This window comes from Pantoea sp. ABR1s (genome assembly GCF_057812235.1).
In genome coordinates this window covers 3255044-3272301 of sequence record NZ_CM173823.1, presented here as the reverse complement: position 1 = coordinate 3272301, position 17258 = coordinate 3255044, and the positions used below count along the sequence as shown (strand labels likewise).

The following is a 17258-nucleotide window of genomic DNA, read 5'->3' as shown; positions in this document are numbered from 1 at the left end:
CCCGATTTTCTGGATTCTGCCATGTCTTTGCCCGCTTTTGACACTCTGTTGCAACCTGATGCCGCCCTGGTGGTCGCATTCAGCGGTGGACTGGATTCAACCGTGCTGCTGCATCAGCTTCGCGGCTGGCAGCAGCAGCATCCTCAGTTGCGCCTGCGGGCGCTGCATGTTCACCATGGGCTTAGCCCGAATGCCGATCGCTGGGCAACCCATTGCCAGACGATTTGCGCGCAGTGGCAGCTGCCCTGTGAAGTGCTCCGCGTTAACGTTGATGGCAGGGAAAACGGCATTGAAGCAGCCGCCCGCACTGCCCGTTATCAGGCGCTGAGTGCGGCACTGCAGCCGGGCGAAGTGTTACTCACAGCGCAGCACCTCGACGATCAGTGCGAAACATTCCTGCTGGCGCTGAAGCGCGGCAGTGGCCCCGCCGGGCTGGCAGCGATGCCCGCGACACGCACGCTGGGTTCACATCAGCTGGTGCGTCCGCTGCTGAATCAGACGCGACAGTCGCTTGAAGCCTATGCCGACGCGCATCAGCTGGTTTGGATTGAAGATGAGAGCAATCAGGATCTTCGCTACGACCGCAACTTTCTGCGTCAGCGGCTGCTGCCTGAGCTTTACCAGCGCTGGCCCCATTTTGCCGGGGCAACGGCCCGCAGTGCGGCGTTATGCAGTGAGCAGGAGCAGTTGCTGGATGAACTGCTCGTCGGGCAACTGGCAGAGCTGATCCAGCCTGATGGCAGCCTGCACTTTCCACCCTTAATGGCCATGAGTGAGCTGCGTGCTAATGCCTTATTGCGGCGCTGGATCGCCGGACAGGGTGGGACGATGCCGTCCCGTGAAGCGCTGAAACGCATCCACGACGAAGTGATGGCGAGCCGGGAGGATGCGCAGCCCCGGCTGCGATTCGGTCAGGCTGAACTCCGTCGTTACCGTCAGCAGCTCTACTGGCTGCCGTTGTTCAGTTCACTGCGCGACACCGCGCTGGCATGGCCCGATCTCTGCCAGCCGCTGGCGTTACCGCAGAACCTTGGCACGCTGCGTGCCAGCCAGTCGCAGAGCCTGTTGCGCTATCCTGAGCCGGATGAGCAGGTCAGCGTGCGGTTTCACGCACAGGGTCATGTCCATCTGGTGGGCCGTCGTGGCGGAAGGGAAATGAAAAAACTGTGGCAGGAGTTACAGATACCACCGTGGCAGCGTGAACGGCTGCCGTTAATTTTTTATAACCAGACGCTGGTCTGCGTTCCGACTCTCTTTGTCACCCGTGATGGCGCGGCCCCTGATCAGCAGGGCTGGCAGATAGTCTGGGACGGGGCATCCGGCGCAGGAGAACAACAATAATGAAACAGTGGCTTATCGCCTGTTTAGCGGTCACCGTGTTACCGGCATGGGCAGCGGGTGATGCGCAGCGCGGCGCACAGAAAGCGGGCAGTTGCATGGCCTGTCATGGCGCAGCGGGAAAAGCGGCGGTGCCGCTCTATCCTGACCTGGCCGGGCAGCACGCACCTTATCTGGAACATGCGCTGCAGGCCTATAAAAAGGGCGAACGCAGTGGCGGTCAGGCTGAAGTCATGAAGGCGTTTGTGGCGGGATTGAGTGACAGCGATATGGCGGATTTAGCGGCGTACTACAGTTCGTTGCAGCCCTGAAGTTTAACAGGGCGGAAAGGTCCCGCCCTGAATGCGTAGGTTACTCTGCGCTGACAACCACCGTACCCAACTCGGGATGGGTGAAGCTGGCGATATGGTCGAGACGTAATTCGCGATGTTCACCGGAAAGATCGATAGCCAGATATTCAACGTTCTTACGTGAAAAGATCTCTTTGGCTTTTGCCTTAAGCTGCTCGCCATCTTTCATTTCCAGCGACAGCATCCAGTTGTTCTGGCAGGCGAGTTCCAGATTATCGTAATCATCGCAATTGATAGGTTGGTACGCTTCATTTATCAACATAGTCGCTCACCAATAAGTTAGCAGCGGCGTAGGCCGCCTGTTCCCTGACAGAAGAGTTTAGCTCAGTATTTGCGGCAACATCATTAAGTGCCTTCAATGCGCAGCCAATCGCATCCGGTATGTAACCTAAATCCCCGCTGCCGATTTCGGCATACTTCCGGCGAACTAACTCACAATAATTTTGCACGTGGCCCTCCTCGGCAGAGCGTAAATACTCTGGTTAACTGGCGACTATATCATAGCCATTTAGAGGAAATCAGCCTGCGTAAAGCAGGAACAGTGCGCGAATCACTGCTAAAGTGACAGATTCCGCTGTCTGAGGCGGAATAAATCAGAGCACAAAAGGTTAATTTGATGAACAGGTTATCGGAGGTCAACGTGGTTAAGGTGTGGGGAGCGAGCTTATGATTATGCTATCCCGTTCGGTTGAGATTCCGGAGAGTGAGATCGAGCTGACGGCGATTCGTGCTCAGGGCGCAGGCGGACAACATGTCAATAAAGCCAGCACCGCCATTCATCTGCGTTTCGATATTGCTGCCTCTTCACTGCCCGCGTTTTATAAAGAGCGGCTGCTCACCGCCACTCATCATTTGATTACCGGTGATGGCGTTGTGGTGATCAAGGCGCAGGAGTATCGCAGTCAGGAGATGAATCGTGAAGCGGCGCTGCAACGTCTGGTTAATCTGATCCAGGAGCTGAGTACCGTGGAAAAAGCCCGGCGCGCCACGCGGCCGACCCGCGCCTCAAAAGAGCGCCGTCTGGAAGGAAAAGCCCGCCGCAGTTCAACTAAATCGATGCGCGGCAAGGTGCAATAAAAAACGCCCCGCAGGCGGGGCGTTTGAGTACTTACAACGTCAGGGGCGAGCGGCGAAGAGATCGAGCCTGCTCAGGGAACGGGGTCAGATCGGAAAGTCGCTAAAGCCATCCATGGCCGCTCGGCCCGCATCGTCCCTGGCGCGGGACGCTTTCCTCTCCTGACCCGGTTCCCTTCGCGTTGAGCTCATCTGTTGCGGCCAGATTCAGCCCGCTTTGATTAACGCTAAGAACTTACTTATTCAGAGCCTTCAGCAGGAATTCAACAATTTCATCCTGCTTAATCATCTGCTTCTCACCGGCACGACGTGATTTGTACTCAATCTCCTGATTATCGAGATTGCGGTCACCAATGACGATGGTGTGTGGCACACCGATCAGTTCCATATCAGCGAACATCACGCCCGGACGCTCTTTACGGTCATCCAGAATAACCTCAACGCCTTTAGCACGCAGGGTGGCATACAGCTCTTCCGCCAGCTCTTTAACCCGGAACGATTTCTGCATATTCATTGGCAGAATCGCAACCTCGAAAGGTGCCAGTGCGGCTGGCCAGATAATGCCGCGGTCGTCATGGTTCTGCTCAATGGCTGCCGCAACAACGCGGGTGATGCCGATGCCGTAGCAGCCCATGCTCATCACCTGATTGCGGCCATCTTCGCCCTGAACAGACGCTTTCAGCGCGTCAGAATACTTGGTGCCGAGCTGGAAAATATGACCGACTTCGATGCCGCGCTTAATCTGCAGCGTGCCTTTACCATCCGGGCTTAAATCGCCTTCGACCACGTTACGAATATCCGCAACGCTGGCCAGCGGCAGATCGCGCTCCCAGTTAATGCCGAAGTAGTGCTTACCATCGACGTTGGCACCGGCGCTGAAGTCGCTCATCTTCGCCACGGTACGGTCAGCAATAACAGGCATCTGCAGACCAACCGGGCCGATTGAACCCGGTCCGGCACCCACTGCAGCGCGAATCTCTTCTTCGGTCGCGAACACCAGCGGTGACGCAACGATCTCTGACTTCTCCGCTTTGATCTCATTAAGCTGATGATCGCCGCGTACCAGCAGGGCAACCAGCGCGTGGCCGCTCTCTTCAGCACCTTTAACAATCAGCGTTTTCACTGTTTTTTCAACAGGCACACTGAATTGCTCAACCAGCTCCGCGATGGTTTTTGCGTCTGGCGTCTCGACCAGTTGCATCTCCTGCGACGGCGCTGCGCGCTCACCGGCGGGTGCGACGGCTTCGGCCAGCTCAATATTGGCCGCGTAATCAGAATCGGTAGAGAAGATCACATCATCTTCACCGCTCTGCGCCAGAACCTGGAACTCATGGGAGGCGCTGCCGCCAATCGAGCCGGTGTCGGCCTGCACGGCGCGGAAATCCAGACCCATACGGCTGAAGATCTGGCTATAGGCGCGGTACATCGCGTCATACGTTTCCTGCAGCGACTCCTGCGAAACGTGGAACGAGTAAGCATCTTTCATGATGAATTCACGTGAACGCATCACGCCAAAGCGCGGACGGACTTCATCACGGAATTTGGTCTGGATCTGATAGAGGTTGAGCGGCAGTTGCTTATAAGAGCTCAGCTCATTGCGGATCAGGTCAGTGACCACCTCTTCATGCGTTGGACCCAGCACGAACGGACGCTCGTGGCGATCTGCAATACGTAACAGTTCCGGGCCATACTCCTCCCAGCGACCGCTCTCCTGCCACAGGTCGGCGGGCTGCACAACCGGCATTAAAATCTCAACCGCGCCCGCGTTGTTCATCTCTTCGCGCACGATGTTTTCGACTTTTTTCAGCACGCGAACCCCGGTCGGTAACCAGGTGTACAAGCCAGAAGCCAGTTTGCGGATCATACCGGCGCGCAGCATCAGCTGGTGGCTGATCACTTCAGCGTCGGAAGGCGTCTCTTTCTGAGTAGAGAGCAGATATTGAGTAGTACGCATTGATTACGGTTCCAGTTGATCGGAAAGTCACAGACAGAATTTTGCTGGCGGCTAGTGTACCAGTGAGATCACCGGCTCAAAAGCGGGTTTTAACGCGGGTCGATAGCGATCACTTCAGTACCGGCATCGTCAATGCGCCAGCGTACATTAAAATCCATCAGCCAGGCCGCATATTCCCGCGCCTGCGTTTCGCCCTGACGGTAAGCGGGACGGGGATCCTGTGCCAGCACTTCACTGATAAAGCGAGCCAGATTGGGGTAGCGCGACTGCTGGTGAAGCTGCTGTTGTGCCAGCGCGGAGAAGCGAACCGGCATATCAGCCGCAGGTGCCGCCTGAGCAAAACCCGCCTGGGCATGGGGCAATGCTTCGGCAAAAGGCAGATAAGGTTTGATATCCACCACCGGGGTGCCATCGACCAAATCCAGACTGCCAAGCTGCAGGATCACCTGCTGTTTTTCAATCCTGATACCCCTTAGCTCAACCAGCGACATGCCAATGGGATTGGGACGGAACGTTGAACGTGTCGCAAATACACCCATGCGCGCATTGCCGCCCAACCGGGGAGGGCGAACCGTGGGACGCCAGCCGCCCTCCATCGTCTGATGGAAGACAAACAGCAGCCAGAGGTGGCTGAACGCTTCCAGTCCACGCACCGCTTCCGGCTGATTGTAAGGTGGCTGCAGGTGCAGTTCGCCGCCGCCATCCTGCACCAGCCCTGGCTGGCGCGGCACGGCAAACTTCTCCTTCCACGGTGAGCGGATTACCCCAATTTGCGCAAAGGCGAATTCACTCATTGATTGCTGACTTTCAGTGCCGAACCCTGACACACCGCCTGACGATAGCAGCCTGGCGTGCCGGTGACGATTTCACACTGATGCAGCAGCACCGCATTGGCTTTCATCTGTGACGCTTTGATCTGCAGGCGTTTACGTGCAGTAGCGATGTTGGCTGGGGAGTTCTGATTACTCATCTGGCAATCTTCAGCGGAGACTTCACCCAGATCGCGGAACGGCTTGCTGACCAGATCGGCGGCATCGGTATAGAGCTTAACCGGTGCCGGTCGTGACACAGGCTTGCGGGTGGGTTCACTGGATTGCTGCGGCCGGGACGGTGCGCTGCTTATCGGGTGATACTCATGAACACACCCTGTCAGCATCAATGCTAACAAGCAGAGCGGTAAAAAACGCATGGCAACATCCTCAGGTTTCAAAAAGTGGCGTTATTGAAACAAGGACAAGAATAAATAACAAGTCGGGCAGGGCACCCAATAACAGAAAGGGCGGCATAGCGCCGCCCTTAAGGAGATGAACAGCTGAATTACCAGCCTTTAACCGCGCCGCCGTTAAAGACTTTGTTAGCGGCATCGTAGACTTCGTCAGACTGGTAAGCCTTGACGAATTTCTTCACGTTTTCCGCATCTTTATTATCTTCGCGCGCCACAATCAGGTTCACGTACGGTGAATCTTTATCTTCGACGAAAATACCATCTTTGGCTGGTGTCAGGCCAATCTGGCTGGCGTAGGTGGTGTTGATAACCGCCAGCGCGATCTGCTGATCGTCCAGTGAGCGTGGCAGCTGCGGCGCTTCCAGCTCAACAATTTTCAGATGCTTAGGGTTTTCAGTGATATCCAGTGAGGTTGGCAGCAGGCCCACGCCATCTTTCAGCTTGATCAGACCCACTTTCTGCAGCAGCAGCAGCGTACGGCCCAGGTTGGTCGGGTCGTTTGGAATGGCAACCTGAGCGCCATCCTGCAGCTCATCCAGTGACTTAATCTTTTTCGAATAGCCCGCGATCGGGTAGACGAAGGAGTTACCCACTGAAACCAGCTTGTAGCCACGATCTTTGATCTGCTGATCCAGATACGGTTTGTGCTGGAAGGCGTTGACGTCGATATCGCCTTTGCTCAGCGCTTCATTCGGCAGTACGTAATCGTTGAAGGTGACCAGCTCAACGTCCAGACCATATTTCTCTTTGGCAACTTTCTGCGCTGCTTCAGCAACCTGCTGCTCAGCACCGACAATCACACCCACTTTGATGTGGTTAGGGTCTTTCTCTTTTTGATCGCATCCTGCCAGCGCAATCGCGCCAATCAGTGCACCCACAGCGGCAATTTTCTTGAATCTGAAAGACATATCCTTTCCTTCTTAATAATGTGATATTGCTGGCTTATTTATGGGACACCGCATGCACGATGCGGTCGCCACAGAATTGAATGAGATACACCAAAACCACTAACAACACCAATACCGTATTCATCACAGTGGCGTTATATCCGATATAACCATACTGATAACCGATCTGGCCCAGACCACCGGCACCCACCGCGCCACCCATGGCGGAGTAACCAACCAGGGTAATCAGGGTGATGGTCGCAGCATTCACCAGGCCAGGCATCGCTTCCGGCAGCAGAACCTTACGGATGATCTGCATTGGCGTGGCGCCCATAGCTCTTGACGCTTCAATCAGTCCGGTTGGCAGTTCCAGCAAGGCATTTTCAACCATACGTGCGATAAACGGCGCCGCGCCAACGGTCAACGGAACGATGGCCGCCTGCAGTCCGATTGAGGTGCCGACGATTACGCGAGTAAAAGGAATCATCCAGACCAGTAAGATAATGAAAGGAATGGAGCGGAAGATATTCACCAGCGCGGAGAGCACGCGATAAAGTCCCTGATTCTGCAGAATCTGGCCCGGACGGGTGACATAGAGTAAAACGCCGACCGGCAGACCCAGCACAAAACCGAAAAAGCCCGAGACGAAGGTCATCATAAGCGTTTCCCACACGCCCCGTCCCAGCAACCACATCATCGCTTCAGACATAACCTAACACCTCTACTTTCACATGATTCTCCTTCAGCCAGGCTATCGCCTCGCGGGTATCGCTTTCTGTGCCGTGCATTTCGGCCAGCATGATGCCGAACTTCACGCCACCGGCGTAATCCATCTGGGCACTGATAATGTTGTTATTCACGTTGTAACGGCGGGCAGCTTCAGACAGCAGCGGCGCATCAACCGATTTACCGGTGAATTCCAGCCGCAGCAGAGGCACGGTGCCTTCAGCGGCGGTGGCAGAAAGACGCTGCTGGTAATCATCCGGAATATCCAGATGCAGCGTAGACTGAATAAACTGCTGCGCCAGCGGTGTCTTAGGATGAGAGAAGACCTCACTGACGCTATCTTTCTCAATCAGCTCACCGTGACTGATGACCGCAACCTGATCGCAGATGCGTTTCACTACATCCATTTCATGGGTGATCAGCAGAATCGTCAGCCCAAGCCGGCGGTTAATGTCTTTAAGCAATTCCAGAATAGAGCGGGTCGTCGCGGGATCCAGTGCGCTGGTGGCTTCATCACACAGCAGAACCTTGGGATTGCTGGCCAGGGCGCGGGCAATCGCGACACGCTGCTTCTGTCCGCCCGACAGATTGGCGGGCCAGGCATCATGCTTGTCTGATAATCCCACCAGTTCCAGCAGCTCAGTTACGCGAGCCGTGATCTGAGCGCGGGAGAGATTACCGAGTTCCAGTGGAAGAGAAACGTTGCCCGCGACGGTACGGGAGTTCATCAGATTAAAGTGCTGGAAGATCATGCCGATCTGGCGGCGCGCCTGAGTTAACTGACGTTCGTTGAGTGCGGTTAAATCAGCACCGTCTACCAGTACGCGGCCCGAAGTAGGGCGCTCCAGCAGGTTAACGCAACGAATCAACGTACTTTTACCGGCACCGGAAGCACCGATAACGCCATAAATCTGTCCGGCAGGCACGTGCAGGCTGACATCCGTTAACGCCGGAACAGACCGCGTGCCTTGCTGAAACACCTTGGTGATATTTTCTAGTTTAATCATTATGTTATTTATTATCGTGTTGCGTTGTCCGTGGTGTGGGAAGCCTCGTCGCTTTTATTCGGTATAAAAGCTGGATGGATGTTAAGGCATCCAGACGTCTAAATCAATGGAAGTGATTCAATCTGACATTCTCCCTTTTATAGCAATCATGCGATACTGATCGGCAATTTTTACAGCAGGAGTTTCTACGTGGCGAATAAAGTCCCCGCTATTTTTCTTGATCGTGATGGCACCCTTAATGTCGACAATGGCTATGTCCATGAGATCGATGACTTCCAGTTTATTGACGGCACGATTGAAGCGCTGCAACAACTTAAGACAATGGGTTTTGCGCTGGTGGTCGTGACCAATCAGTCTGGCATCGCGCGCGGTATGTTTACTGAAGATACCTTTATGCGGCTTACAGAATGGATGGACTGGTCGCTGGCCGATCGCGATGTTGATCTTGATGGCATCTATTTCTGTCCTCACCATCCTGAAGCAACAGTAGCAGAGTTCCGTCAGGCCTGTGACTGCCGCAAGCCTCAGCCGGGTATGCTGCTGACGGCGCAGGAAGAACTGAATATTGATATGGCCGCTTCTTATATGGTGGGTGACAAGCTGGAAGACATGCTGGCAGGGCAGGCTGCCGGTGTCGGCAAGAAAGTACTGGTGCGCAGCGGCAAACCGGTCACTGCTGAAGGTGAAGCAGCAGCAGATTGGGTGATTAATAGCCTGGCAGAGCTTCCGGCGCGCATTAAAAAGGGGTAAAACGGCGCTTTTGTGCAAATTTCAGACGAACAGAAAAAAAGTCTCAATTTGCACTTGCGCTATCTGAGCCGTTCCCTATAATGCGCCTCCACTGACACGGCAAACCGGAAACGGAAAACGGGTCAGGAGGCACAGGAGACTGCGCCGCCGGAGAAAAACTTCTGAGAAAGAGGTTGACTCTGCAGGAGGAAAGCGTAATATACGCCACCTCGCGACAGGACGCTAACGCACTGTTCGCACTGCTCTTTAACAATTTATCAGACAATCTGTGTGGGCACTCGCAGGATTGATATCAGCGTCTCCGGACGTAAAAAAATATCAAGCCTCACGAGTGAACACATAATGAAATTCATTATGACGTTTTACAGATGAGCACCGCTTAACTTGTTTAAGCAAATCAAACTTAAATTGAAGAGTTTGATCATGGCTCAGATTGAACGCTGGCGGCAGGCCTAACACATGCAAGTCGGACGGTAGCACAGAGAGCTTGCTCTTGGGTGACGAGTGGCGGACGGGTGAGTAATGTCTGGGGATCTGCCCGATAGAGGGGGATAACCACTGGAAACGGTGGCTAATACCGCATAACGTCGCAAGACCAAAGAGGGGGACCTTCGGGCCTCTCACTATCGGATGAACCCAGATGGGATTAGCTAGTAGGCGGGGTAATGGCCCACCTAGGCGACGATCCCTAGCTGGTCTGAGAGGATGACCAGCCACACTGGAACTGAGACACGGTCCAGACTCCTACGGGAGGCAGCAGTGGGGAATATTGCACAATGGGCGCAAGCCTGATGCAGCCATGCCGCGTGTATGAAGAAGGCCTTCGGGTTGTAAAGTACTTTCAGCGGGGAGGAAGGCGACAGGGTTAATAACCCTGTCGATTGACGTTACCCGCAGAAGAAGCACCGGCTAACTCCGTGCCAGCAGCCGCGGTAATACGGAGGGTGCAAGCGTTAATCGGAATTACTGGGCGTAAAGCGCACGCAGGCGGTCTGTTAAGTCAGATGTGAAATCCCCGGGCTTAACCTGGGAACTGCATTTGAAACTGGCAGGCTTGAGTCTTGTAGAGGGGGGTAGAATTCCAGGTGTAGCGGTGAAATGCGTAGAGATCTGGAGGAATACCGGTGGCGAAGGCGGCCCCCTGGACAAAGACTGACGCTCAGGTGCGAAAGCGTGGGGAGCAAACAGGATTAGATACCCTGGTAGTCCACGCCGTAAACGATGTCGACTTGGAGGTTGTTCCCTTGAGGAGTGGCTTCCGGAGCTAACGCGTTAAGTCGACCGCCTGGGGAGTACGGCCGCAAGGTTAAAACTCAAATGAATTGACGGGGGCCCGCACAAGCGGTGGAGCATGTGGTTTAATTCGATGCAACGCGAAGAACCTTACCTACTCTTGACATCCAGCGAACTTAGCAGAGATGCTTTGGTGCCTTCGGGAACGCTGAGACAGGTGCTGCATGGCTGTCGTCAGCTCGTGTTGTGAAATGTTGGGTTAAGTCCCGCAACGAGCGCAACCCTTATCCTTTGTTGCCAGCGATTCGGTCGGGAACTCAAAGGAGACTGCCGGTGATAAACCGGAGGAAGGTGGGGATGACGTCAAGTCATCATGGCCCTTACGAGTAGGGCTACACACGTGCTACAATGGCGCATACAAAGAGAAGCGACCTCGCGAGAGCAAGCGGACCTCACAAAGTGCGTCGTAGTCCGGATCGGAGTCTGCAACTCGACTCCGTGAAGTCGGAATCGCTAGTAATCGTGGATCAGAATGCCACGGTGAATACGTTCCCGGGCCTTGTACACACCGCCCGTCACACCATGGGAGTGGGTTGCAAAAGAAGTAGGTAGCTTAACCTTCGGGAGGGCGCTTACCACTTTGTGATTCATGACTGGGGTGAAGTCGTAACAAGGTAACCGTAGGGGAACCTGCGGTTGGATCACCTCCTTACCTGAAGATACCTTCCCGCGCAGTGTCCACACAGATTGTCTGATAAAAAGTAATGAGCAGGACGGCTGCGAAGTCGTGACACTTTTGTGTCCCCTTCGTCTAGCGGTTAGGACTCCGCCCTTTCACGGCGGCAACAGGGGTTCGAATCCCCTAGGGGACGCCACCTGCTTGGTGACAGGTGAAAGGTGTCTCCATACAGTATCTCAAAACCGATTTGGTTGCGTAAGCAGCCGGGCCGCGTTTGAGATATTTGCTCTTTAACAATCCGGAACAAGCTGAAAATTGAAACGACGCAGCGCGTCATTCCTCCGTAATAGGGAATGACAAAGCGATGCGTTCGAGTCTCTCAAATGCTTGCAATTCGCAGCGTTGTAAAACGCCTGTGGGTTGTGAGGTTAAGCGACTAAGCGTACACGGTGGATGCCCAGGCAGTCAGAGGCGATGAAGGACGTGCTAATCTGCGTAAAGCGACGGTAAGGTGATATGAACCGCTACAGCCGTCGATGTCCGAATGGGGAAACCCGGTGCACTCTGTGCATCATTGCAGCATGAATACATAGTGCTGCAAGGCGAACCGGGGGAACTGAAACATCTAAGTACCCCGAGGAAAAGAAATCAACCGAGATTCCCCCAGTAGCGGCGAGCGAACGGGGAGCAGCCCAGAGCCTGAATCAGCTTGTGTGTTAGTGGAAGCGTCTGGAAAGTCGCAGGGTACAGGGTGATACTCCCGTACACAAAAACACACATGCTGTGAGCTCGATGAGTAAGGCGGGACACGTGGTATCCTGTCTGAATATGGGGGGACCATCCTCCAAGGCTAAATACTCCTGACTGACCGATAGTGAACCAGTACCGTGAGGGAAAGGCGAAAAGAACCCCGGCGAGGGGAGTGAAACAGAACCTGAAACCGTGTACGTACAAGCAGTGGGAGCCTTCTTTATGGGGGTGACTGCGTACCTTTTGTATAATGGGTCAGCGACTTATATTCTGTAGCAAGGTTAACCGTATAGGGGAGCCGCAGGGAAACCGAGTCTTAACTGGGCGTTAAGTTGCAGGGTATAGACCCGAAACCCGGTGATCTAGCCATGGGCAGGTTGAAGGTTGGGTAACACTAACTGGAGGACCGAACCGACTAATGTTGAAAAATTAGCGGATGACCTGTGGCTGGGGGTGAAAGGCCAATCAAACCGGGAGATAGCTGGTTCTCCCCGAAAGCTATTTAGGTAGCGCCTCGTGAACTCATCTTCGGGGGTAGAGCACTGTTTCGGCTAGGGGGCCATCCCGGCTTACCAACCCGATGCAAACTGCGAATACCGAAGAATGTTATCACGGGAGACACACGGCGGGTGCTAACGTCCGTCGTGAAGAGGGAAACAACCCAGACCGCCAGCTAAGGTCCCAAAGTCATGGTTAAGTGGGAAACGATGTGGGAAGGCACAGACAGCCAGGATGTTGGCTTAGAAGCAGCCATCATTTAAAGAAAGCGTAATAGCTCACTGGTCGAGTCGGCCTGCGCGGAAGATGTAACGGGGCTAAACCATGCACCGAAGCTGCGGCAGCGACACTATGTGTTGTTGGGTAGGGGAGCGTTCTGTAAGCCGTCGAAGGTGTGCTGTGAGGCATGCTGGAGGTATCAGAAGTGCGAATGCTGACATAAGTAACGATAAAGCGGGTGAAAAGCCCGCTCGCCGGAAGACCAAGGGTTCCTGTTCAACGTTAATCGGAGCAGGGTGAGTCGACCCCTAAGGCGAGGCCGAAAGGCGTAGTCGATGGGAAACAGGTTAATATTCCTGTACTCGGTGTTACTGCGAAGGGGGGACGGAGAAGGCTATATCGGCCGGGCGACGGTTGTCCCGGTTTAAGCGTGTAGGCGGAGGGTCCAGGTAAATCCGGTCCCTTATTAACGCTGAGGCGTGACGACGAGGCACTACGGTGCTGAAGTGATAAATGCCCAGCTTCCAGGAAAAGCCTCTAAGCATCAGGTAACACAGAATCGTACCCCAAACCGACACAGGTGGTCAGGTAGAGAATACCAAGGCGCTTGAGAGAACTCGGGTGAAGGAACTAGGCAAAATGGTGCCGTAACTTCGGGAGAAGGCACGCTGGCGCGTAGGTGGAGGGACTTGCTCCCCGAGCCGAAGCCAGTCGAAGATACCAGCTGGCTGCAACTGTTTATTAAAAACACAGCACTGTGCAAACACGAAAGTGGACGTATACGGTGTGACGCCTGCCCGGTGCCGGAAGGTTAATTGATGGGGTTATCCGCAAGGAGAAGCTCTTGATCGAAGCCCCGGTAAACGGCGGCCGTAACTATAACGGTCCTAAGGTAGCGAAATTCCTTGTCGGGTAAGTTCCGACCTGCACGAATGGCGTAATGATGGCCAGGCTGTCTCCACCCGAGACTCAGTGAAATTGAACTCGCTGTGAAGATGCAGTGTACCCGCGGCAAGACGGAAAGACCCCGTGAACCTTTACTACAGCTTGACACTGAACATTGAGCCTTGATGTGTAGGATAGGTGGGAGGCTTTGAAGCGCGGACGCCAGTCTGCGTGGAGCCAACCTTGAAATACCACCCTTTAATGTTTGATGTTCTAACGTAGGCCCGTAATCCGGGCTGCGGACAGTGTCTGGTGGGTAGTTTGACTGGGGCGGTCTCCTCCTAAAGAGTAACGGAGGAGCACGAAGGTCAGCTAATCACGGTCGGACATCGTGAGGTTAGTGCAATGGCATAAGCTGGCTTGACTGCGAGAGTGACGGCTCGAGCAGGTGCGAAAGCAGGTCATAGTGATCCGGTGGTTCTGAATGGAAGGGCCATCGCTCAACGGATAAAAGGTACTCCGGGGATAACAGGCTGATACCGCCCAAGAGTTCATATCGACGGCGGTGTTTGGCACCTCGATGTCGGCTCATCACATCCTGGGGCTGAAGTAGGTCCCAAGGGTACGGCTGTTCGCCGTTTAAAGTGGTACGCGAGCTGGGTTTAGAACGTCGTGAGACAGTTCGGTCCCTATCTGCCGTGGGCGCTGGAGAATTGAGGGGGGTTGCTCCTAGTACGAGAGGACCGGAGTGAACGCACCACTGGTGTTCGGGTTGTCATGCCAATGGCATTGCCCGGTAGCTAAGTGCGGAAAAGATAAGTGCTGAAAGCATCTAAGCACGAAACTTGCCCCGAGATGAGTTCTCCCTGACTCCTTGAGAGTCCTGAAGGGACGTTGAAGACTACGACGTTGATAGGCCGGGTGTGTAAGCGCAGCGATGCGTTGAGCTAACCGGTACTAATGACCCGTGAGGCTTAACCTTACAACGCCAGAGGCGTTTTTGAGAGACAGATTTTCAGCTTGTTAACCGGATACAGTTGTGTCCTGCGGACTGAAGTCCGAAGGATTTTGCGCTGAGGCAAGGCGGCAACCGACCGATACGAAGGAGCATACTGAAGTATGTGACGGAGTAGCGCGAGGGCGGCCAACGCAGCATCAGCACAAAAAACACAGGACAGAGCACAAAGAATTTGCCTGGCGGCTTTAGCGCGGTGGTCCCACCTGACCCCATGCCGAACTCAGAAGTGAAACGCCGTAGCGCCGATGGTAGTGTGGGGTCTCCCCATGCGAGAGTAGGGAACTGCCAGGCATCAAATTCGTTCCTTTTCCCCTGACAAGGAAAATAACAGGAACAGACGGCCATCAGCCCGTTGCTGACAGCTGTGAAAGAATCGGTGGAGCGGTAGTTCAGTTGGTTAGAATACCTGCCTGTCACGCAGGGGGTCGCGGGTTCGAGCCCCGTCCGTTCCGCCACTTAATTGGAAAGCCCTGACTTAACGGTCAGGGCTTTTTCCATTGCAGCAAATTCAACACGGAAAAATACACCGCGCTGATTCTCTTCGATCTCCCGGATCATTTTAACGATCGCTAATTCTTTGAATCTGAAGCGATAATCGCGCAATCGATCCCACCCCTTCCAAATTGTGTGCGGGCAGACCCCGATCAGGCCTGCCCCTGTAGACTTCAGGTACGCCACGGCTGGTCAGCTGTCCACTCACTCAGAAAATCGATAAAAGCGCGCACACGCTGGCTTACGCCAATATCACTGTAGTAAACAGCATGGAAGGGCATCTCGACCGGCAGACGCTGATCGGCCAACACTTCCACCAGTTTTCCCTCAGCAACTTCACGATCGATCATATAGTCCGACAGGCAGGCAATACCATTACCGGTAAGACAGAGCTGCTTGATCGTCTCTCCACTGTTAGAGGAGATAGCCCAGCTAATATCATAGAGTTCGCCGCTTTCACGGGAGATGGGCCAGCGATTGAGTCGTGGGGAATCATCAAAGCCGAGACAGTGGTGGTTATCCAGCTCAGCCACCGTTTGCGGTGTCCCATGCTCACGGAGATAGGCGGGTGAAGCAACCATCTTGCGAAAGCTCCTGAACAGCAGCCGGGCGCGCAGCGTTGAGTCGGTGAGATTGCCGGCGCGAATGGCGATATCCACTTTCCGCTCAATCAGATTGATAAAACTCTCTGAGGAGATCAAAGAAAGAGTCACGTCAGGATAGCGCAGACGAAAGGGTTTAATCATCGGCATCAGCAAATGCAGAATGACCGGCGTCGCGGCATCAACGCGCAGTAGTCCTTTAGGCGCCTGTAAACTCTCGATCAAATCGCTTTCTGCCGTGGTCATCTCCTGCAAAAAACGTTGAACATGGCGAAAATAGCGTTCGCCCTCCTGAGTAAGCGCCAGCTGCCGTGTTGTGCGAGTCAGCAGGGCAATACCCAGCTTGCTCTCCAGCTTTTTAACTGTCCTGCTGACGGCAGAGTTAGCCATTTTCAGCTGTTCAGCAGCGCGACTGAAACTTCCACTTTCTACAACGCTGACAAACACTTTTAGTTCATCAGAAGATGCCTTCATTCTTCCTCCCTGCAGTCACATGGCCATTAAGCCAGTTTATGACTGATAATGCTGTTATAACCAGTACAGGAGCCGTTAACGATGACATCGGGGATGTCACCGCCTGATCTGCCTCGTTTTGCTTAGCGAACTTAAAAGGGCTGCTTTATTCTGGAAAAGGGGATGAATTCTGACATTCACCTGCATCCATTGAAACCCCGGTCTAAAATCCCTATAACAGACAGGTGTTAACTGTATTTTGAATCATCAGCCAGGCGGGAAAGTGCGCAAAAAAACTTATGCAATGCGATATGTAGCAGGACAACCAGTGGAACAGATCTTTCCACCTGGCGCGATGCTCCATCTCGGTCAGGCACTGCCACCCGGCGCCCCCTTGCCCGCGCACCCAAACCTCAAAGTTCTGGTGTGGAACATCTTTAAGCAGCAACGCGCAGACTGGATGTCGGTACTGGAAGGATTTGGTAAAGATGCGCACCTGGTATTACTGCAGGAAGCGCAGACCACACCAGAACTGGTGGAGTTTGCCACCAGTAATTATCTTGCTGCCGATCAGGTACCTGCCTTTGTGCTGCCTCAGCATCCCTCTGGGGTGATGACGCTCGCCTCTGCGCACCCGGTCTATTGCTGCCCGTTGCGTGAGCGTGAGCCTCTGCTGAGGCTGTCAAAATCGGCACTGGTCACGGCGTATCCGCTGCCCACGGGGGAAATGCTGATGGTCGTGAACATCCATGCGGTAAATTTCAGCCTGGGCGTCGACGTCTACAGTAAACAGCTGGGGCCAATCGGGGAGCAGATCATGCATCACCAGGGGCCGGTGATTATGGCCGGGGATTTCAATGCCTGGAGCCGTCAGCGTATCAATGCACTCTACCGTTTTGCACAGCGAATGAAGCTGGAAGAGGTAATGTTTACTGCCGATCACCGCCGTAAAGCCTTTGGTCGCCCGCTGGATTTCGTCTTCTATCGCGATCTCAGGGTGAGTGAGGCATCCGTACTGGTGACGCGCGCGTCCGACCATAACCCCTTACTGGTGGAGTTCAGTTCAGGAAGCTAGTCCGGTGCATTAAGCGAGCCTGTAGAAGGAGGAGGGAAGTCCG

General features: G+C 54.3%; 15 protein-coding genes, 2 tRNA genes and 3 rRNA genes. 10 read left to right on the top strand and 10 right to left on the bottom strand.

Annotated features, from left to right (window positions below):
• Positions 1 to 21: 21 nt before the first annotated feature.
• Together tilS and ACXKZD_RS15550 are read left to right on the top strand one after the other, a co-directional pair.
• Positions 22 to 1341, top strand: a complete 1320-nt coding sequence (gene tilS / locus ACXKZD_RS15555; protein ID WP_337037665.1) for a tRNA lysidine(34) synthetase TilS — start codon at positions 22 to 24, stop codon at positions 1339 to 1341.
• Entirely contained in the window at positions 1341 to 1649 is a 309-nt protein-coding gene (locus ACXKZD_RS15550) for a c-type cytochrome (RefSeq protein ID WP_010254164.1), read from the top strand. Before tilS ends, ACXKZD_RS15550 begins: the two co-directional genes overlap by 1 nt.
• A gap of 40 nt (positions 1650 to 1689) precedes the next feature.
• On the opposite strand, the gene rof is transcribed toward ACXKZD_RS15550, so the two are convergent.
• Together rof and ACXKZD_RS15540 are read right to left on the bottom strand one after the other, a co-directional pair.
• A complete protein-coding gene (gene rof, locus ACXKZD_RS15545) occupies positions 1690 to 1950 on the bottom strand; it encodes a Rho-binding antiterminator (RefSeq protein ID WP_010254167.1) in 261 nt (86 codons plus the stop codon).
• A complete protein-coding gene (locus ACXKZD_RS15540; RefSeq protein WP_010254172.1) occupies positions 1937 to 2137 on the bottom strand; it encodes a YaeP family protein in 201 nt (66 codons plus the stop codon). The genes rof and ACXKZD_RS15540 overlap by 14 nt, the downstream gene beginning before the upstream one ends.
• A gap of 217 nt (positions 2138 to 2354) precedes the next feature.
• Between ACXKZD_RS15540 and arfB the strand changes: the two genes are divergently transcribed.
• On the top strand, positions 2355 to 2765 hold the full coding sequence (arfB, locus tag ACXKZD_RS15535; protein WP_010254175.1) for an alternative ribosome rescue aminoacyl-tRNA hydrolase ArfB: 411 nt from the start codon (positions 2355 to 2357) through the stop codon (positions 2763 to 2765).
• Between the two features lie 232 nt (positions 2766 to 2997).
• On the opposite strand, the gene proS is transcribed toward arfB, so the two are convergent.
• From proS to metN, 6 genes are all read right to left on the bottom strand, one after another.
• Entirely contained in the window at positions 2998 to 4716 is a 1719-nt protein-coding gene (gene proS / locus ACXKZD_RS15530; RefSeq protein WP_010671869.1) for a proline--tRNA ligase, read from the bottom strand.
• 89 nt (positions 4717 to 4805) lie between these two features.
• Positions 4806 to 5510, bottom strand: a complete 705-nt coding sequence (gene tsaA / locus ACXKZD_RS15525; protein ID WP_434747086.1) for a tRNA (N6-threonylcarbamoyladenosine(37)-N6)-methyltransferase TrmO — start codon at positions 5508 to 5510, stop codon at positions 4806 to 4808.
• Positions 5507 to 5905: an Rcs stress response system protein RcsF gene (gene rcsF / locus ACXKZD_RS15520; RefSeq protein WP_010254182.1), complete on the bottom strand. Its 399-nt coding sequence runs from the start codon at positions 5903 to 5905 to the stop codon at positions 5507 to 5509. The genes tsaA and rcsF overlap by 4 nt, the downstream gene beginning before the upstream one ends.
• Before the next feature lie 128 nt (positions 5906 to 6033).
• A complete protein-coding gene (locus tag ACXKZD_RS15515; RefSeq protein WP_010254184.1) occupies positions 6034 to 6849 on the bottom strand; it encodes a MetQ/NlpA family lipoprotein in 816 nt (271 codons plus the stop codon).
• A 34-nt stretch (positions 6850 to 6883) separates the two neighbouring features.
• Positions 6884 to 7537 carry a methionine ABC transporter permease MetI gene (locus ACXKZD_RS15510; RefSeq protein WP_003852613.1) on the bottom strand — a complete coding sequence of 218 codons (654 nt, stop codon included), beginning with the start codon at positions 7535 to 7537 and terminating at the stop codon, positions 6884 to 6886.
• A complete protein-coding gene (gene metN / locus ACXKZD_RS15505) occupies positions 7530 to 8561 on the bottom strand; it encodes a methionine ABC transporter ATP-binding protein MetN (protein ID WP_010254188.1) in 1032 nt (343 codons plus the stop codon). Before metN ends, ACXKZD_RS15510 begins: the two co-directional genes overlap by 8 nt.
• Before the next feature lie 189 nt (positions 8562 to 8750).
• Between metN and gmhB the strand changes: the two genes are divergently transcribed.
• The 6 genes from gmhB (at position 8751) to ACXKZD_RS15475 (ending at position 15048) form a co-directional block, all read left to right on the top strand.
• The gene (gene gmhB, locus ACXKZD_RS15500) at positions 8751 to 9311 is read left to right on the top strand and encodes a D-glycero-beta-D-manno-heptose 1,7-bisphosphate 7-phosphatase (protein ID WP_010671870.1); all 561 of its coding nucleotides are present in this window, start codon (positions 8751 to 8753) and stop codon (positions 9309 to 9311) included.
• Between the two features lie 405 nt (positions 9312 to 9716).
• Positions 9717 to 11256: ribosomal RNA gene (locus ACXKZD_RS15495) — 16S ribosomal RNA — on the top strand.
• Positions 11257 to 11344: 88 nt separating this feature from the next.
• Positions 11345 to 11419 (top strand) — tRNA-Glu (locus tag ACXKZD_RS15490).
• A 230-nt stretch (positions 11420 to 11649) separates the two neighbouring features.
• Positions 11650 to 14557: ribosomal RNA gene (locus ACXKZD_RS15485) — 23S ribosomal RNA — on the top strand.
• Between the two features lie 211 nt (positions 14558 to 14768).
• A 5S ribosomal RNA gene (rrf, locus tag ACXKZD_RS15480) occupies positions 14769 to 14884 on the top strand.
• The 16S, 23S and 5S rRNA genes sit together here with 2 tRNA genes alongside, the layout of an rRNA operon.
• Positions 14885 to 14971: 87 nt before the next feature.
• Positions 14972 to 15048 (top strand) — tRNA-Asp (locus ACXKZD_RS15475).
• A 1-nt stretch (position 15049) separates the two neighbouring features.
• Here the strand turns inward: ACXKZD_RS15475 and ACXKZD_RS15470 are convergent.
• The gene (locus tag ACXKZD_RS15470; RefSeq protein ID WP_132500273.1) at positions 15050 to 15271 is read right to left on the bottom strand and encodes a hypothetical protein; all 222 of its coding nucleotides are present in this window, start codon (positions 15269 to 15271) and stop codon (positions 15050 to 15052) included.
• Complete coding sequence (gene yafC / locus ACXKZD_RS15465; RefSeq protein WP_033756659.1) at positions 15259 to 16161, bottom strand: DNA-binding transcriptional regulator YafC; 903 nt, start codon at positions 16159 to 16161, stop codon at positions 15259 to 15261. The genes ACXKZD_RS15470 and yafC overlap by 13 nt, the downstream gene beginning before the upstream one ends.
• A 262-nt stretch (positions 16162 to 16423) precedes the next feature.
• On the opposite strand from yafC, the gene ACXKZD_RS15460 reads away from it, so the two are divergent.
• Positions 16424 to 17215, top strand: a complete 792-nt coding sequence (locus ACXKZD_RS15460; protein ID WP_010255114.1) for an endonuclease/exonuclease/phosphatase family protein — start codon at positions 16424 to 16426, stop codon at positions 17213 to 17215.
• The last annotated feature ends 43 nt before the right edge of the window (positions 17216 to 17258 follow it).